Below are 14,069 nucleotides of genomic sequence, written 5' to 3'. Positions count from 1 at the left end.
ACTCGAAACTCTAGTTTCTAAGCCCTCGGGCGACTTCTGAATCGACTGCAGAATATCAAAGGATTCAAGGACTTGGTATGGCAAACCCCGAACTCGACCTCGAGTTGGAAAAGTTCCGTGAACTCGTTGGCAAGGCACTCGCAGAAGGGGGGACTCAGCCACTCATCAAGCTAACGGACGAGGAACTTGCCGTGCTGGACCCCAGCGGTCTCCAGGACGTCGTAGCGCCGACACCGCATCTGATGACGCTGTCCGAAGAGCAGCGCGAGTGGGTTCTGGCAACAGCACTTCGCTCGCTGGTCTCCCGGGGTGCGGTGGAGGTCGCGAACATCTCCGAACTCGACGCTGTCCTGCGGTCCGAGGGGACCGACTCGCAATCCACCGCCGATGTGGACATGCGGGTTACACCTGAGGTCAGCATGGCGCTGACGCTGCGGCGCACGGCCGCACGGGCGCTCGCCGTCGAGCAGCAGACGTCCAGTGGCAGCGTGACCGCCTTCGTTTTCGTGCATTCCCCCGAGCTCTTGCTGATTGAGCAAGTCACCAGTGGCGGCATGCACATCTTCACGCTTGCCAGCAAGGCGCGCGACGCCGCCAGGATCGTCCAGGCGCTGGTAGACCCCTTCGGCACGGCTGACCGAGATGGAAAGGTGCTGCAGCTCGACCAGTCGGCCCTGACCGCCGACACGGTGGACAAGAAGCTGGCCTCCGTGATTGATAGAGCTTTGGTGGTGAGCCAGTTGATCGTGCTCGCCGATGAACCCGGTCCGCTTCTCACGACGTACGCGACCGACTGCGAAGTGTGGGCGGTCAACGTGGACTCACCGCAGGCGCCGACCGGCATCACCGCGCAGGCGATCAGCGAGCGCACACTTGAGGGACTTATCATCAAGTTGATCGGCCAGCCAGCCGCACCTAAGAAATGGTCCACGGGGTGGGGAAAGTGAGCTATCGCGTCGAAGAGTGCAGGAAAGATCTCAACAACTTGAAAAGGTTCGCGAACGAGATCGACAAGACGCTGGACGCGGTGGACGCGGCGTCCGGCGCCGAGACCTGGCAGGGCCCGGCTGCCGACAAGTTCCGTTCGGAATGGAACGTCAGACGGAAAGCGATCCACGATGCCCTGGACGCGGCACGGGGGCAGTACAATAAGATCTTGCAGCGCGTGCAGGACGAAGAGGACAAGAAAAAGACTGGTGCTGCGAAGTAGGTAGTGTTATCGAACCCGTCCTGCACGTCACGGCCATTGATGAGGTTCCTGATGACCGACGCGAACTCACACGTCTACGAGGCGCACTTTGTCCGAACGCCCTTCCAATTGCTCAGCGGATTGAAGTGGAAGAAGCTGGTTGCCTTCCGCGTCGACAGGGAAGGGGTACTGCTAGGGGGTGCTCCTGCACGTTACGAGGCCCAACTCGCCCACGTTCCATGGAGCGACATAACATCCGTGGTGGTGTGGCATCAGCGCACAGCTGGGAACGGGATCAACTACATCGGAGTGCAACGGAAGCCCGGAGCGCCCGCTTTGCCTGGGATGAACAGCGGCGTCAGTCGAGAACGGGCCGAGAAGTTGGCCCCCCATGTGGACTACGAGCTGTTCCTGGCTAGCCGCCCCATCAACCTCTGGCGGTTGGACCCAGAACGGCTCCAAGCTGCGGTGGACACGTTTGCACCTCAAGTTCCCGTACTCGTCTACTCTCAGCCGCACCTCCCATAGATTCCGCGTGCTTGCTGACGTTGAACCGCTCCGGGGTCGTTGGAGGCTCTATACGTTGCCTCCAGCCGCCGGTCAGGGCTGGAGTGGAGCGCAGTGGCTGGTCTGGTGCTCGCGGGGCGGGATGCCTCCGATAGCCGTATGGAGGCGCTGGTTGTTGAAGCAGTCGCCCCATTCAGTTGTGGCGAGTTCGATGTCGGCCAGGCCGTGCCAGGGTTGACAGGGCTTGATTAACTCCGTCTCGTAGAGGCCGATCTGGGACTCCATGAGGGCGTTGTCCAGGGCGTCACCGACGGTGCCGATCGAAGCATCGATGCCAGCCTCGACGAGATGACCAGGCCGGCGCGGTGGTGGTCGGCCATTGAGAAGCCGACGATCTCGCGGGTTGCGAGGTCCAGCCAGGTCGCCAGATACAGCCAGCCCTCATCGGTGGTGATGTAGGTGATGTCGCCGAGCAGAAGTCGCGGCAGAGCAGGTCCGGGGCGGGCACCGCCCTTCTGGCCGGGCGGGTCAGGATGCGGCGCTTGCGCTGTGTGACACCGCTGATGCCGCGTTCGCGCATGACGCGCTCGATCCGTTTGCGTTTCACCCGATGTCCGAGCCGACGCAGCCGACGTAGATGCGTGGCACCCCGTAAACGCTGCGGGAGGCGTGGTGCAGCAGGTGATCTCGTGCGCCAGGGCGTCATCGGCGGTTTTCCTCACTGGCCAGCCACGCGCAGAAGGAGGAGCGGGCCACCTTCCACTCACCTTCGCGAAGAAGACCGCTACTCTTCGCAGCACCTCGATCGTCTCCGCATGCTCAGCGGCCAACCTCCGCAATCGGCACAGCTCTTCGCGTTCGGCCGTCGTCAGCGCTCCCGGCGCCCTCTGTACATGGTCGATCGTGCCCCTGCTTGACCCAGTTCCGCAGGCCCTCGGCACTGACCCCGATCTGACGGGTCACCTCGGTGACGGTCTTCCCGGAGGAGCGCACGAGCGCGACCGCGTCCCGCTTGAACTCCTCCGTGTACCGCCTGCTGCGGTTGCTCTTACTTCCTACCTGGCTTGTCTTCCTTTTTGGAACCTCATGTCCCAGTCTCCAGGTGTCCACGATCAAGGGGAAGGCTCACTTTCGTCCGGCCTTGCCAGGGCATCGAGCTGCCACATCCACGTTACGGAGAGCTCTTAGCTCGGGTGGAGCCGGTACTCAAGCCCCTCATCAGCGGTCCGTCGATGCTTCCGGCCCCGGTGCCCCCCCTCGGATCATCAACAACAGGAGGGGAAGCCATGCCGGACCGGAAGGCCGGAAGCCCATTGCGCCGCCACGAAAACGGTAGCGGGGGAAGGACGTGCTATGACTCGATCCTCTCAGGGAATCGAGCCTCCATCAGACCCGAAGCGGTTCATCGATTGACGGCCTGGATTTCTTGGACGGTGACGTTCTGGTCGTTGCCGAAGGTGCCGTTGGGGAGTTGTGTCGGGTTGGGGTTGCCCGTGCCGGTCCAGGTGATCTCCCAGGTAACGGTGGCCTGGAGCTTGAAGGTGCCGTTGCCGGACGAGCGGAGGTACCTGATGCCGCACGGCGGGTTCCGGTCGGCCTTGCCCTTGGCGTAGGGCTCGCCGATGGAGCCGTCGTCATTGATCGTGCACTCGCCGGAGGCGGGGTAGGTCTCGGCGTCGGGTGTGCCGGGCTCCAGTTTGAGCGAGACCGGCTTGGCGATGGTAGTGGCCTGGATGCCGAGGCCGCCCACGTTGAGCGCGGCGGTGACGGAGACCTCCTTGAACCTGGCTTTGTCCAGCCAGGCCCAGGTGGGGAGGTTGACCTTGGTGGTCGCCTCCGGGGCGAGGTCTACTTCGGTCGTCGGCAGTTGGATGCGGTTGTAGGCGAGTTCGGCGAGGACTTGCGGACTGACCGTGTTCTCCACGGGCGGGGCGGCACCGTTCTCGACCCAGAAAGGCGGCTTGTCACAGAGCTGGGCCTCAGGCTCCGTCCAGCGGTCTTCGTCGCGGACGGCCACCCACCAGTTCCCTTCGTCCTTCTTGTCGAGGTTGTAGTTCTTGTACTTTCCGTCCTTGTATTCGTTGCGGAACATGCCGACAGAAGCCTTGGCGTAGCTGTGCTGGCCCGGAGTGTTGACTGTCTCGTCGTACATGTTCTCGACGTACTTGGAGAACTCCGCCGCGGAGCGCGGTTCGTACCAACATGCGGGTGGGGTCCAGTTGCTCACAGGAGTGACGTTGCCCCTGCCTTGACCGCCGGTGGTGGTGCTTGTGTACCTGATCATGGAGACGAGGTCGCCGCCGGAGCTTTTGCCGCTGGTGTCGACCTCGGCCTCGGACGCGCCAGGGCCCTTTGCTTCTGCGGTGCCGACTGTCATTCCGAGAGCCACGATGAGAACGCTTGCTGTGGCTATGCCACGGGTCACGGCGCGCACGCCTTGTCCCCTCTCTTTGACAGCACCTCTGTGGTTTGCCAGATCCCCTGGCTGTTCTTCTTGAGCTGCGTGCTGTACGTGACGTACGGACTCTCGTCGGACGGCGTCTTGTCCACCGTTCCGGTCTTGCGATTCGTGTTGTGGGCCTTGCTTTCGTCGGCGCAGTAGACGACCGCGGCCGTGTCGTTGTCCGCGACTTTGACGTTCGGGCTGAAGTAGCGCGTAACGCCTGTCCAGGTAAGGTCCTCGTCCAGCCAGGCCTGGACCCACTTCTGCGCGCTCACGAGCGCTTTGCCCTGGCGGTAGTACGCGAGTGTCGCCGAGTTCGTGTCACCACGTAGGATCGCATCGTCCACCGCGTTCACCGTCTGCGTTACGTCGGACAGCACCGCATCCTCGGTCGGATCACCCGTCTTCCAGCTCTCGAACTTGTTCTCCACGCCTTTGGGAAACGTGATCTTGGGCCTGTCGGTGGGGCCGGATGCGCTGGCGCTTGGTGAAGTCGGCTTCGCCGCGTCGCCCGCATCGACGCCTGCGATCTTGTCGTTGCTCTTCGAGCTGTTGTCCCCGCTTCCGCAGGCCGTCAACAGCAGTGCTGCCGTTGCCGCCAGTGCGGCAGCAACGGGCAATGGGCGGCGCTTCACAGTGGCTCCCCGTGAGACAGAAGTTCAGTCAAAGCACTGACGGTATCGGTGAGGTTCCCGGTTTCACCAGAGCGGACCTCAACGAGAACAGGGGCAAATCCGGGTGCATCAGGGCTCTCGTGGGCCGGTTGTGTCCTGATCGTGCCCAACCAGGGGGCAGCCCCGGATGCGGCAGTGTGCGGCTTCCGGGTCATGGTCGTGAGGTGTCTCGATTCGCTAGTGCGGTGTCCCGCACCTTGGGCGAGCCGGTGGGACAGGGAGTACGCCCCCGTGTGAGTGGATGCGTGCGCTGCGCTCAGTACAGCGCGCCGTTCGGCACCTCGACCTGCCGGTACTCGACCCACCGGCCCAGCCGCTCATCACGGCCGGCCATGACGAACAGGACGAACGGGGCCGGAAGGCCGATCAGGGCCACCGTCCACTGGCGGCTGTCCGCGGGGCGCGGGATCAGCGCGCCGAGGAGGTTGCCGACGGCGGCGCCCGCCAGGAGGCCCCAGAGCGCGCCGCCCGGGAGGAACACTGCCGGGAAGCCGTCGCGGGGGAAGTCGAAGGCGTAGCCGCTTGCCAGGCCTGCCACCAGGCCGATGAAGGTGCAACAGAGCACGGTGACCGCTGTGAGCTGGTCTCGGACCTGGGTGGCGAGGGCGCCCTCGCCTTCGCTCCGTGGCTCGCGGAACACCCCTCCCGAGCCGACGGCGAACAGCGGCACGCCGAGCACCAGCAGGATCGCCGCACCGAACAGGCCGCCGTTCTTGCCCGGGGCGTCCGAAGCCGGGAAGAAGCCCTGTACCTGCCACGCCAGCGCCGCCATCAGCGCGACGTACAGCCCGTAGCCGGCGATCAGCGCCCAGCCCGTGCCGATCCGGGCGCGTCGGGCCAGTGCCAGGGGAGTGTGGAACAGACCTGCCACGGGGAGTGCGATCAGGGCCCAGGCGAAGATGAAAGCGTCGGAGGCGCGGCTCTCGGCCCGGATCGCATCGCGGAGTTCCGGCGGTGTGGGCAGCAGCAGGGCCAGGAGCAGGGAGGCGACCGCCGCTGTCGTGCCTGCCGAGATCCGTGCGGCCTTGGCTCCCTGCGTCCTCCGGACTCTGCCCGTGCCCGTCGCCGAGTTCATCCCTGGCCGTCTCCTGTGAAGCTCCCCGTTCCCCCCATACGCCACCCACTCCGAAACTACACTCGCGCCCCATGCGTAACTCCCGCAGCATGCAAGCGAAGTCGGCCCCCCTTTCGTGCGGAAGGCTCCCTGGCGTGAGGTGCGGGAGAAGACGGATCGTGGGAAGCGGGGTGTGGTCCGCGCCCGGGGGCGGTGACGCACCCTGAGCCCCTCCAGGTCCAAACCCCCCGCCAAGGCCACCTCGAAACCCCGCGCCCGTCACAAACAGTCCCGCGACCCCCGAGCCCACTGGCTGCTCCTCGCCCTCACCCTCCCCCTCGTCTTCGCCTTCCTGATCTTCGAGGGCTGGACTCAGCACGAGGTCGACGCCGCCAAGACGCGGTCGGCGTGCACCTCGCCGGTGCCGGATGCCGTTGCCCGCGGCGGGCCCGTGATCGGGATCAACCGGGACGGGATTCGGACCGGGGGGATGCCCGCCCGGACCGTCGCGCTCACCTTCGACGGGGGGCCGGACCCCGTGTGGACCCCGCGGCTGCTGGATCTGCTCCGCAGGAACAACGCGCGGGCCACCTTCTTCGTGCACGGCGCCCAGGCCGCCCGGCATCCCGAACTGGTGCGGCGGATCCGGGCCGAGGGGCATGAGATCGGGTCCAACACGTACACCGGGGCCGTGCTGGGGGAGTCGTCGGCGCCCCGTTTCGAGGCCGAACTCGAGATGACCCAGAGCGCTCTGGCCGGGACCACCGGGCAGCGGACCAACCTGCTGCGGATGCCGCGGACCACCACACCCGACACACTCTGCGGTCGGGAGTGGGACGCGGCGCGCAAGGCCACCGGGTACGGGTACGTGCTCGTCGCCGCCGACAAGGGCTCGCGCAAGCCGGCGCAGGGGATCGTCCGGCAGTTGAGCCAGACGGAGAGCGCCTACGCGGAGGTGCGCAGGCTGCTGAAGAACCGGGGTGTCGACCGGTTCACCACCGTGTCCGACGGGCTCGGGCTGGTGCCCTACACCTCCCCGTCCCTCCTGGAGCGCTCGCTGGGGCAGGGACTGATCTGGATCACGCGGATCGGGCAGGTCTTCTCCACCGCCATGATCTGGATCCTCGGCGTCGCCGGTGGACTCGGGGTGCTGCGGCTCTTGCTGCTGGCCCTGTTCGCGCGGGCGCATGTGCGCCGGCTGGAGCGGTTCCGGACCGGGGCGCCCTGGATGCGCGACACGTCCGGGCCGGTGACCGTGCTCGTCCCGGCGTACAACGAGGAGGCCGGGATCGGGTCGACCCTGCGGTCGCTGCTCGACTCCAGCCATCGGGAGCTGCAGATCATCGTCATCGATGACGGGTCGAGTGACCGGACCGCCGATATCGCCGAGAACATGGGGGACGCGCGGGTGGAGGTGGTGCGGCAGCCGAACTCGGGCAAGGCCGCCGCCCTCAACACCGGGCTCGCGTACGCCCGGTACGACATCGTCGTGATGGTCGACGCCGACACCGTCTTCGAGCCCGACGCCATCGAGCGGATCGTCCAGCCGCTCGCGCATCCCGCCGTGGGTGCCGTCAGCGGCAACACCAAGGTCGGCAACCGGCGCACCCTGCTGGGCCGATGGCAGCACCTGGAGTACGTCTTCGGCTTCAACCTCGACCGGCGCATGTTCGAGGTGCTGGAGTGCATGCCGACCGTGCCCGGCGCCATCGGGGCGTTCCGCCGGGACGCGGTGATCGGCGTCGGCGGGGTCAGCGAGGACACCCTCGCCGAGGACACCGATCTGACGATGGCCCTGTGGCGGGCCGGGTGGCGGGTGCTGTACGAGGAGTCCGCCGTCGCCTGGACCGAAGTACCCACCACCGTCAGGCAGTTGTGGCGGCAGCGGTACCGGTGGTGCTACGGCACGCTGCAGGCGATGTGGAAGCATCGGGGGGCCTTCTTCGGCCGCGGGACCGCAGGGCGGTTCGGGCGGCGCGGGCTGACCTATCTCGCGCTCTTCCAGGTCGCGCTGCCGCTGCTCGCGCCCGTCATCGACGTCTACGCCGTGTACGGCGTGCTGTTCCGCGATCCGGTGGAGTCGGCCGGGGTGTGGTTCGTCTTCTTCGGCGTGCAGGTCGTCTGCTCGGGATACGCGCTGAGACTCGACGGGGAGCCGGTGCGCGCCCTGTGGTCGATGCCGTTCCAGATCGTCGTCTACCGGCAGTTGATGTATCTCGTCGTCATCCAGTCGCTGGTGGCGTTGCTGGTCGGGAGCCGGCTGCGGTGGCAGCGGATGCAGCGCTCCGGTACGGCCGCTGAACAGATCGGTGGGCCGGTTCCGTATAAGAGCGTGCCTATGCGTTGAACCGACAGCATCCCCCCACAGCATCGCCGAGGTGAAGCAGCGGAATGGGCCGATGAGCGACTGGACCGACCCTGCGGGAGACCAGCGGGCGGGAGACCAGCGGGCCGGGCGGGATCCGAGAAGGGTCCCGTCCGCGTCCCCCCTGGTGCCCCCGCCCTCGATCCGTACCGCCCCCTTGCCCGGCATGTCCTCGCAGGCCGCGCCCGGCCGCTACGACAGCGGCGTCGAGGAGGGTGGCCGAAGGAGCGAGCAGGGCCGGAGGGGGCCACGAGAGCGAAGAGACGGCAGCAGAACCCCCCGCCGCCGGGCCGGACGCGGCCGCCGCTTCGTGCGCACGGCCGCCGTCCTGTCCACCGTCCTGACGCTCGCCGGCGCCGGTACGTACGTCTGGGCCGACACCCGGCTCAACCAGCAGGTCGACCTCGCGACGCTCAGCGACCGGGTGCCGCGCGGCGAGGGCACCAACTACCTGGTCGTGGGCTCCGACAGCCGCGACGGCCTGTCGGAGAAGGACAGGAAGGACCTCAACACAGGCTCGACCGACGGCCGCCGTACCGACTCGGTGATCCTGCTGCACACCGGGGAGAACGGCACCACGATGCTCAGCCTGCCGCGCGACTCCTGGGTGACCCTCCCGCCCTACGTCGATCCCGGCACCGGCAGGAGCTACCGGGCCACGCCGAACAAACTGAACGCGGCGTTCTCGCTGGGCGGCCCCGACCTGCTCGTGCAGACCGTGGAACGCAACACCGGCGTGCACATCGACCACTACGCGGAGATCGGCTTCGCCGGCTTCGTGGGCGTGGTGGACGCGGTCGGCGGCGTGGACATGTGCCTGGACAAGGCCGTACGGGACAAGGACTCCGGAGCCGACCTGCAGGCCGGCTGCCAGACCCTCGACGGCTCCGAGGCCCTGGCCTTCGTACGGCAGCGCAAGCAGGAGGCCCAGGGCGACCTGGGGCGTACCCGCAACCAGCAGAAGTTCCTCGCCGCCCTGGCCGACAAGGCGGCGACCCCGTCCACCCTCGCCGACCCGTCCAAGTCCCTCCCGACCCTGAACGCCGGCCTCGAGACGCTCATCGTGGACGAGGGCACGGAACTGCCCGACCTCATGAAGCTGTTCGAGGGCATGAAGAAGGCCACGGCCGGCGGCGGCAGCCGGCTCAACGTGCCCGTGGCCGACCCGGACCTGCGGACCTCCAAGGGCAGTGCGGTGAAGTGGGACGACCGGCGGGCCCGCGCCCTGTTCGCGGCGATACGGGAGGACCGGCCGCCCGGCACATCAGGCAGCGGCGGCTAGACGAAGGGTGTGCCCGGCTCCAGCCCCGCCAGCACCCTGCCGTACAGCTCCAGGTTGGTCGCCGGATGGACGAACGCGTGCAGGTTCAGGGCCCGCAGATCGCGCACGGTCCGCTGGATCGGCACCTCCTCGTGGAGGGAGGAGGCGCCCGAGGCCGAGCCCAGCAGGTCGGCGGCCTCCAGGCAGAGCCGCGCCACATAGCCGCTGCGCGCCCGGACCCCGGCCCGTTCCTCGGTCGTGTACGGCTCCCCGCTCGCCGCCCGCTCCCCGAGCAGCGTGACGATCTCGTCGGTCAGATGCTCGGCGCAGGAGATCTTCAACGCCGCCTCGGCCGTCTGCAGATGGGTGACGGGGGCCTCGTGCTGCCGCTCGTAGAAGGTGTACGTGATGCCCCGCCGGTGGATCCGCTCGCGGAACTCCGCCAGTGCCGAGCGGGCGAGGCCGAGGGCGTTCGGCGTCGCCCAGACGCAGAACATCAGCAGCACCGGCACCCGGTAGAACGGGTCGTCGGCGTTGGCCTTCGACGCGAACTCCCCGCCGAGCAGCGGGGCGACCGGCAGCACGCGGTGAGCCGGTACGACGACATCGCGCGCCACGACACTGTTGCTGCCACTGCCCGCGAGCCCCGACACCCGCCAGTCGTCGAGGATCTCCAGGTCGGCCACGGGCACGGCCGTCCACACCGTCTCGGGCCGCCCCTCGATCCGGGCGGTCAGCAGATGCCAGTCGGCGTCCCGGCAGCCGGTGGCGAAGGGCGAGGTCCCGTTGACCACATAGCCGCCGTCGCCCGTCGGGACCGCCGTCGCGCTCGGGATCAGGCTGCCGCCGACGCGCACGTCGGGGCTGGTGAAGATCTCGTCCTGCGCCTCGTCCGGGAAGAGCGCGGCGACGTACGCGCAACCGGCCTGGATCAGCGTCATGAAGCCGGCCGAACCGCACGCGGCGGACAGCTCCGCCAGCGCGTCGACCTGGGTGCGCAGACTGCTCTGGTAACCGCCGTACCGCCGGGGCACGTTCATCCGCTGGATCCCGGTACCGGTCAGCGCCTCCACGACCTCCCGCGTTACCCGCCGCTCCCGCTCGGTCCGCAGGGCGTGCCCGCGCACGAGAGGGGCGAGTTCGCGGACGCGCTCGACCAGGCCGGTGTCGGTGGGAGGTACAGGCAGAACGGTGTCTCGCGTGCCCGAAGTCATGGCTGCACCGTGACCTGCCCCCGGCCCGGTGTCAACGGGACCTGATCCTCCGGGAGTTGAACCCGGCCAACGGCGCCTTCAACGAGCCGTACCCCGTCGCGGCCCACACGCTCCGCTCGGCCGGCAGCTCGAAGTAGGGGACCGTACGGCCGTCCTCGTCCGTGTCGGTGAGCACCTCCGGGGCGCGGCGGTCCCGCAGCGCGTCCGCGCACTCCTGGCACACCGCCACGTCCAGCCGGTCCCGGCGGCCGAGCGCACGCCAGCCGGTGCGGAGGGCGGCGCGGCCGTGCAGGGGGTGGAAGAAGCAGCGGGGGAGGGCCGCGTCGTCGCCGGCCAGGGCATCGCGGCCCTCTTGGACCAGGGCCAGGACGCCTGCCAGGTCCGGCAGGCCGCTGGCCTCGTCGAGGACCGTGCCGGCGGCGGCGTACGCGTCGAGGGCGTGCTGGAGACCCGGCGTCGAGGCCAGGTCGGCGGCCTGGGTGGCCTCGCCGAGCGCCAGGACCTCCGCCTCCGCCCGGCGCCGCAGCTCCGCCTCGTCGGCCGCGCGGGCCGTCGCGAACACCAGTTGGGGAATCGCGGGGGCGGCCGGGGCGGGCTTGCGGGAACGGACCGCGGCGCGGGTCGCGAGGGCGGTCAGGGTCAGTACCGGTACGCCGACGAGCAGCCACCAGAGGCGGCCGCCCGAAGCGGACTCGGCCCGCTCCGCTGCCCGTTCCTCGGCCTGCTCCTCCCGTCGTTGCGAGTCGTCGTCCAGGTCCTTCATCGCCTCCGCGTACCGCTGCGTGCCCTTCCCCTCCGCCACCAGCTCCACGGCCTTGGCGGTGAGGTCGGCGAGCCCCGCGTCCCGTGTCTCGTCCAGGAAGCCGGCGGCGGACACGGCGTCCCGGGCCTGGTGGGTGTCGGCGGGCCACTCGTCGCCCGTCAGGGAGTCGGGGAAGTCGCCGTCCGTCGTGATGAGGATGAGCTCGCGCTGGTCCGGGAGCCGGTCACGGACCATCCCGGCCAGGACGTCGGAGTCGCCGTCGAAGTTGTCGCCCCTGGTGAGAGGCATGAGTACGACTTTGATCGGCAGGCCCGTCCGGCGGATCTGCCGCTCCAGCTCCCGCTGCCGGGAGGGTGGTACGGCATCGGCGTACGCCTCGTCGACGTAGACGGGAGAGGTGCGCAACGCGCTCGCGATGCGCTGCCCGGCGCTCGGGGCTTCGCCGTCCGCTGCCCGGGCGGCGGACGCGGTGGTGAGCGCGGTCAGCAGCAGGACCGCGAGGACGGTGGTCAGGCGCTTGACGTCAGTGGACACCTGCGGTCTCCCTCACCTTCTCGATGAGACGGGTGATTCCCTTGGGTACGGCGGTCAGCGGGCCGTCGGTCGCGTCGTAGTACGGCAGGCGGCCGCTGCCCGAAGGGGCGGGCAGCCTCATCAACTGGTCCGGCATCCCGAGCGGATCCGCGATGGCCGAGTCGCGGCACAGCGCGCAGACGGGAAGCAGGCGCCGGCCGGTGCCCTCGGCGGAGACCCGCATGTGGGAGAGGCGCACGCCGGGCCCGTGCAGGGGGTTGACGCCACAGCACAGGTCGTTCCGGTCGCCGGTGAGCGCGGCACGGCCCGCCCGGGCGAGCACGATGACGGCGACCAGGGTCGCGGGGTCCGTCCCGGATCTCCGGGCGCGGTCGGGGTCGCCGTCGACGAGGAGCAGCGCCGCGTCGAGGTGGTCCCAGGCGCCGGCGCGCTCGTCACGGCCGGTGAACTCCCTTGTCAGAGTGGTGAGTTCCGCGTACGCGGTACGCCGGAGGTAGGACGCCGACGGCTCGGTCGGGGCCGTGAGGGGCAGGCCGTGGGTCGGCTCGGGCGCGGGAGAGCGCCACCGCAGCAGGCCGCCGACACCCCACGTCAGTCCGGCCACCACCCCGGACAGCAGGAGTGCCGCGAAAGCGCCCACGAACAGGCCGGGCCAGAAGTCGGTGGCGAACAGGGGCGGGAGGGCGTACTCCTGGTCGGCGTTCGGGGCGGCGGCCGGCGTGGATTCGAATCCCGGACGGTCCGTGCGCGGGGCCTGGTCGACGAAGGTCATGAGCTTGTCGAGGCGCTCGCCGAGGAGATGGTCGTCGGCCTCGTCCGCCCTGCTGTCGCCGAGCGTGACCGCGTCCGGCAGGTCGAAGGACAGGCTGTCGGCGTCGATGCGCAGGCCGTAGTTGTAGACGTCGATCGTGCCGTCGTCCGGGTCGGCCACGACGTACAGCCCGTCCTGGCGCGCCTTGGCGTGCACGGCCGCGGCGAACAGCCACGAATCGCCCGCCGACTCGCTCTCGGGCGTCTGCGGCACGAGGGAGACGTACACCGGGCCGCCGCCGTCGGAGCGCCGGAAGTCGCGGATCCTGTCGTGCAGCCGGTCCATTTGGCGGGAGTCGAGAACCCTCGGGCTCTCCGGGTCGGCGTAGACGGCGTCCTGCTTCAGGCCTGCCGCGACGCGTTCGACCCGGGCGGACATTTCGGCGGGGGTGGGTGGCTGGGCAGCGCTCGACCTGGTCTGGTCGAAGACGACGGGAGCGGCGAGGGCGATCGTCGCGGCGGTGAGGGCGGCCGCGCCGGGCACGAACCACCGAGGGACGCGCCGCTCGGCTCCGGAACGCCGGCGGTGGCGCCGCGCGTACCAGGCCGTCAGCACGATCATCAGCGGTACGCCGGTCAGCAGGATGCCCGTGAGGAACGACTGGTTGTTGCGGTCGGAGGGCCCGATGTACAGGTCGGCGGGCTCGTCGTCCTGGTACTTCTCGCGAGCCGCCTCGGCACGGGCGCCGGCCTTGTCGCCGCCCAGGGCGATGACATCGGCGAACCGCTCGAAGCTGCGCAACGGGCCCGCGTCGTAGGGGAGTTCGTACCGTGTGGCGGTGATGGCGGCATCGGCGGGCACGCGGACGCCGTAGGCCGTGGCCTCCGCGAGGCCCTCCCCCTCGAACAGGACGTACAGCCCGTCCCGCCCGAGCCGGTCGTGCACCGCGCCGAGCAGCTGCTTGCCGTCCGTGCTGCTCTGCATGGGCAGGACCAGGACGTACGTCGGCACGCCGGTCTTCTTCGCGAGCCTGGCGAAGCCGGGGGCGGTGGACCGCGGGACCTCGCGGGGGAGTTGGTCGGTGACGTGGACGGGGTTCTCGCGGAGGCGGTCGGCGAGGTAGGCGGCCTGGGTGACGGGCGCGGCCTCCGCGGCCCGGGCCGGGGTGGCGGTTGCGAAGACACCCGCTACGGCGCAGAGGGTGAGCAGCACCCGGAGGAAACGGAACCGGTCACTGCTCCACACCGGTATTTGCACTGCGTATGCCCTGTTTGTCACGGCTGCTCTCACCGGTATGCCCCCCGCGTTCCGATC

12 protein-coding genes are annotated in these 14,069 nt (G+C 69.0%); 4 read left to right on the top strand and 8 right to left on the bottom strand.

Annotated elements, in window-relative coordinates:
* The first annotated feature begins 77 nt into the window (after nucleotides 1-77).
* Both ACZ6I3_RS28875 and ACZ6I3_RS28870 read left to right on the top strand, forming a co-directional pair.
* Nucleotides 78-947 (top strand): hypothetical protein, encoded by an 870-nt coding sequence (locus tag ACZ6I3_RS28875; protein ID WP_469418532.1) that lies wholly within the window; start codon nucleotides 78-80, stop codon nucleotides 945-947.
* Entirely contained in the window at nucleotides 944-1,210 is a 267-nt protein-coding gene (locus ACZ6I3_RS28870; protein ID WP_469418531.1) for a hypothetical protein, read from the top strand. The genes ACZ6I3_RS28875 and ACZ6I3_RS28870 overlap by 4 nt, the downstream gene beginning before the upstream one ends.
* Before the next feature lie 579 nt (nucleotides 1,211-1,789).
* Here the strand turns inward: ACZ6I3_RS28870 and ACZ6I3_RS28865 are convergent.
* From ACZ6I3_RS28865 to ACZ6I3_RS28845, 5 genes are all read right to left on the bottom strand, one after another.
* Nucleotides 1,790-2,029 carry an integrase core domain-containing protein gene (locus ACZ6I3_RS28865; RefSeq protein ID WP_469418687.1) on the bottom strand — a complete coding sequence of 80 codons (240 nt, stop codon included), beginning with the start codon at nucleotides 2,027-2,029 and terminating at the stop codon, nucleotides 1,790-1,792.
* Between the two features lie 486 nt (nucleotides 2,030-2,515).
* A complete protein-coding gene (locus tag ACZ6I3_RS28860) occupies nucleotides 2,516-2,806 on the bottom strand; it encodes a transposase (RefSeq protein ID WP_469418685.1) in 291 nt (96 codons plus the stop codon).
* 292 nt (nucleotides 2,807-3,098) lie between these two features.
* Nucleotides 3,099-3,923, bottom strand: a complete 825-nt coding sequence (locus ACZ6I3_RS28855; protein ID WP_469418530.1) for a hypothetical protein — start codon at nucleotides 3,921-3,923, stop codon at nucleotides 3,099-3,101.
* 194 nt (nucleotides 3,924-4,117) lie between these two features.
* Nucleotides 4,118-4,774 carry a hypothetical protein gene (locus ACZ6I3_RS28850; RefSeq protein WP_469418528.1) on the bottom strand — a complete coding sequence of 219 codons (657 nt, stop codon included), beginning with the start codon at nucleotides 4,772-4,774 and terminating at the stop codon, nucleotides 4,118-4,120.
* A gap of 295 nt (nucleotides 4,775-5,069) precedes the next feature.
* A complete protein-coding gene (locus tag ACZ6I3_RS28845; RefSeq protein WP_469418527.1) occupies nucleotides 5,070-5,888 on the bottom strand; it encodes a hypothetical protein in 819 nt (272 codons plus the stop codon).
* Nucleotides 5,889-6,288: 400 nt separating this feature from the next.
* Between ACZ6I3_RS28845 and ACZ6I3_RS28840 the strand changes: the two genes are divergently transcribed.
* Both ACZ6I3_RS28840 and ACZ6I3_RS28835 read left to right on the top strand, forming a co-directional pair.
* Entirely contained in the window at nucleotides 6,289-8,214 is a 1,926-nt protein-coding gene (locus ACZ6I3_RS28840) for a glycosyltransferase (RefSeq protein ID WP_469418525.1), read from the top strand.
* 52 nt (nucleotides 8,215-8,266) lie between these two features.
* Nucleotides 8,267-9,514 carry an LCP family protein gene (locus tag ACZ6I3_RS28835; RefSeq protein WP_469418523.1) on the top strand — a complete coding sequence of 416 codons (1,248 nt, stop codon included), beginning with the start codon at nucleotides 8,267-8,269 and terminating at the stop codon, nucleotides 9,512-9,514.
* On the opposite strand, the gene ACZ6I3_RS28830 is transcribed toward ACZ6I3_RS28835, so the two are convergent.
* From ACZ6I3_RS28830 to ACZ6I3_RS28820, 3 genes are read right to left on the bottom strand one after another with little or no spacing between them, the layout of a single operon-like run.
* A complete protein-coding gene (locus ACZ6I3_RS28830) occupies nucleotides 9,511-10,707 on the bottom strand; it encodes an acyl-CoA dehydrogenase family protein (protein ID WP_469418522.1) in 1,197 nt (398 codons plus the stop codon). The two genes, ACZ6I3_RS28835 and ACZ6I3_RS28830, sit on opposite strands and share 4 nt — an antisense overlap.
* 31 nt (nucleotides 10,708-10,738) lie before the next feature.
* On the bottom strand, nucleotides 10,739-12,004 hold the full coding sequence (locus tag ACZ6I3_RS28825; RefSeq protein WP_469418520.1) for a PIN domain-containing protein: 1,266 nt from the start codon (nucleotides 12,002-12,004) through the stop codon (nucleotides 10,739-10,741).
* Complete coding sequence (locus ACZ6I3_RS28820) at nucleotides 11,994-14,012, bottom strand: hypothetical protein (protein WP_469418518.1); 2,019 nt, start codon at nucleotides 14,010-14,012, stop codon at nucleotides 11,994-11,996. Before ACZ6I3_RS28820 ends, ACZ6I3_RS28825 begins: the two co-directional genes overlap by 11 nt.
* Between the last annotated feature and the right edge of the window lie 57 nt (nucleotides 14,013-14,069).

It is taken from the genome of Streptomyces sp. NPDC041940 (assembly GCF_055589465.1).
This window is presented reverse-complemented; position numbering and strand designations above follow the sequence as displayed.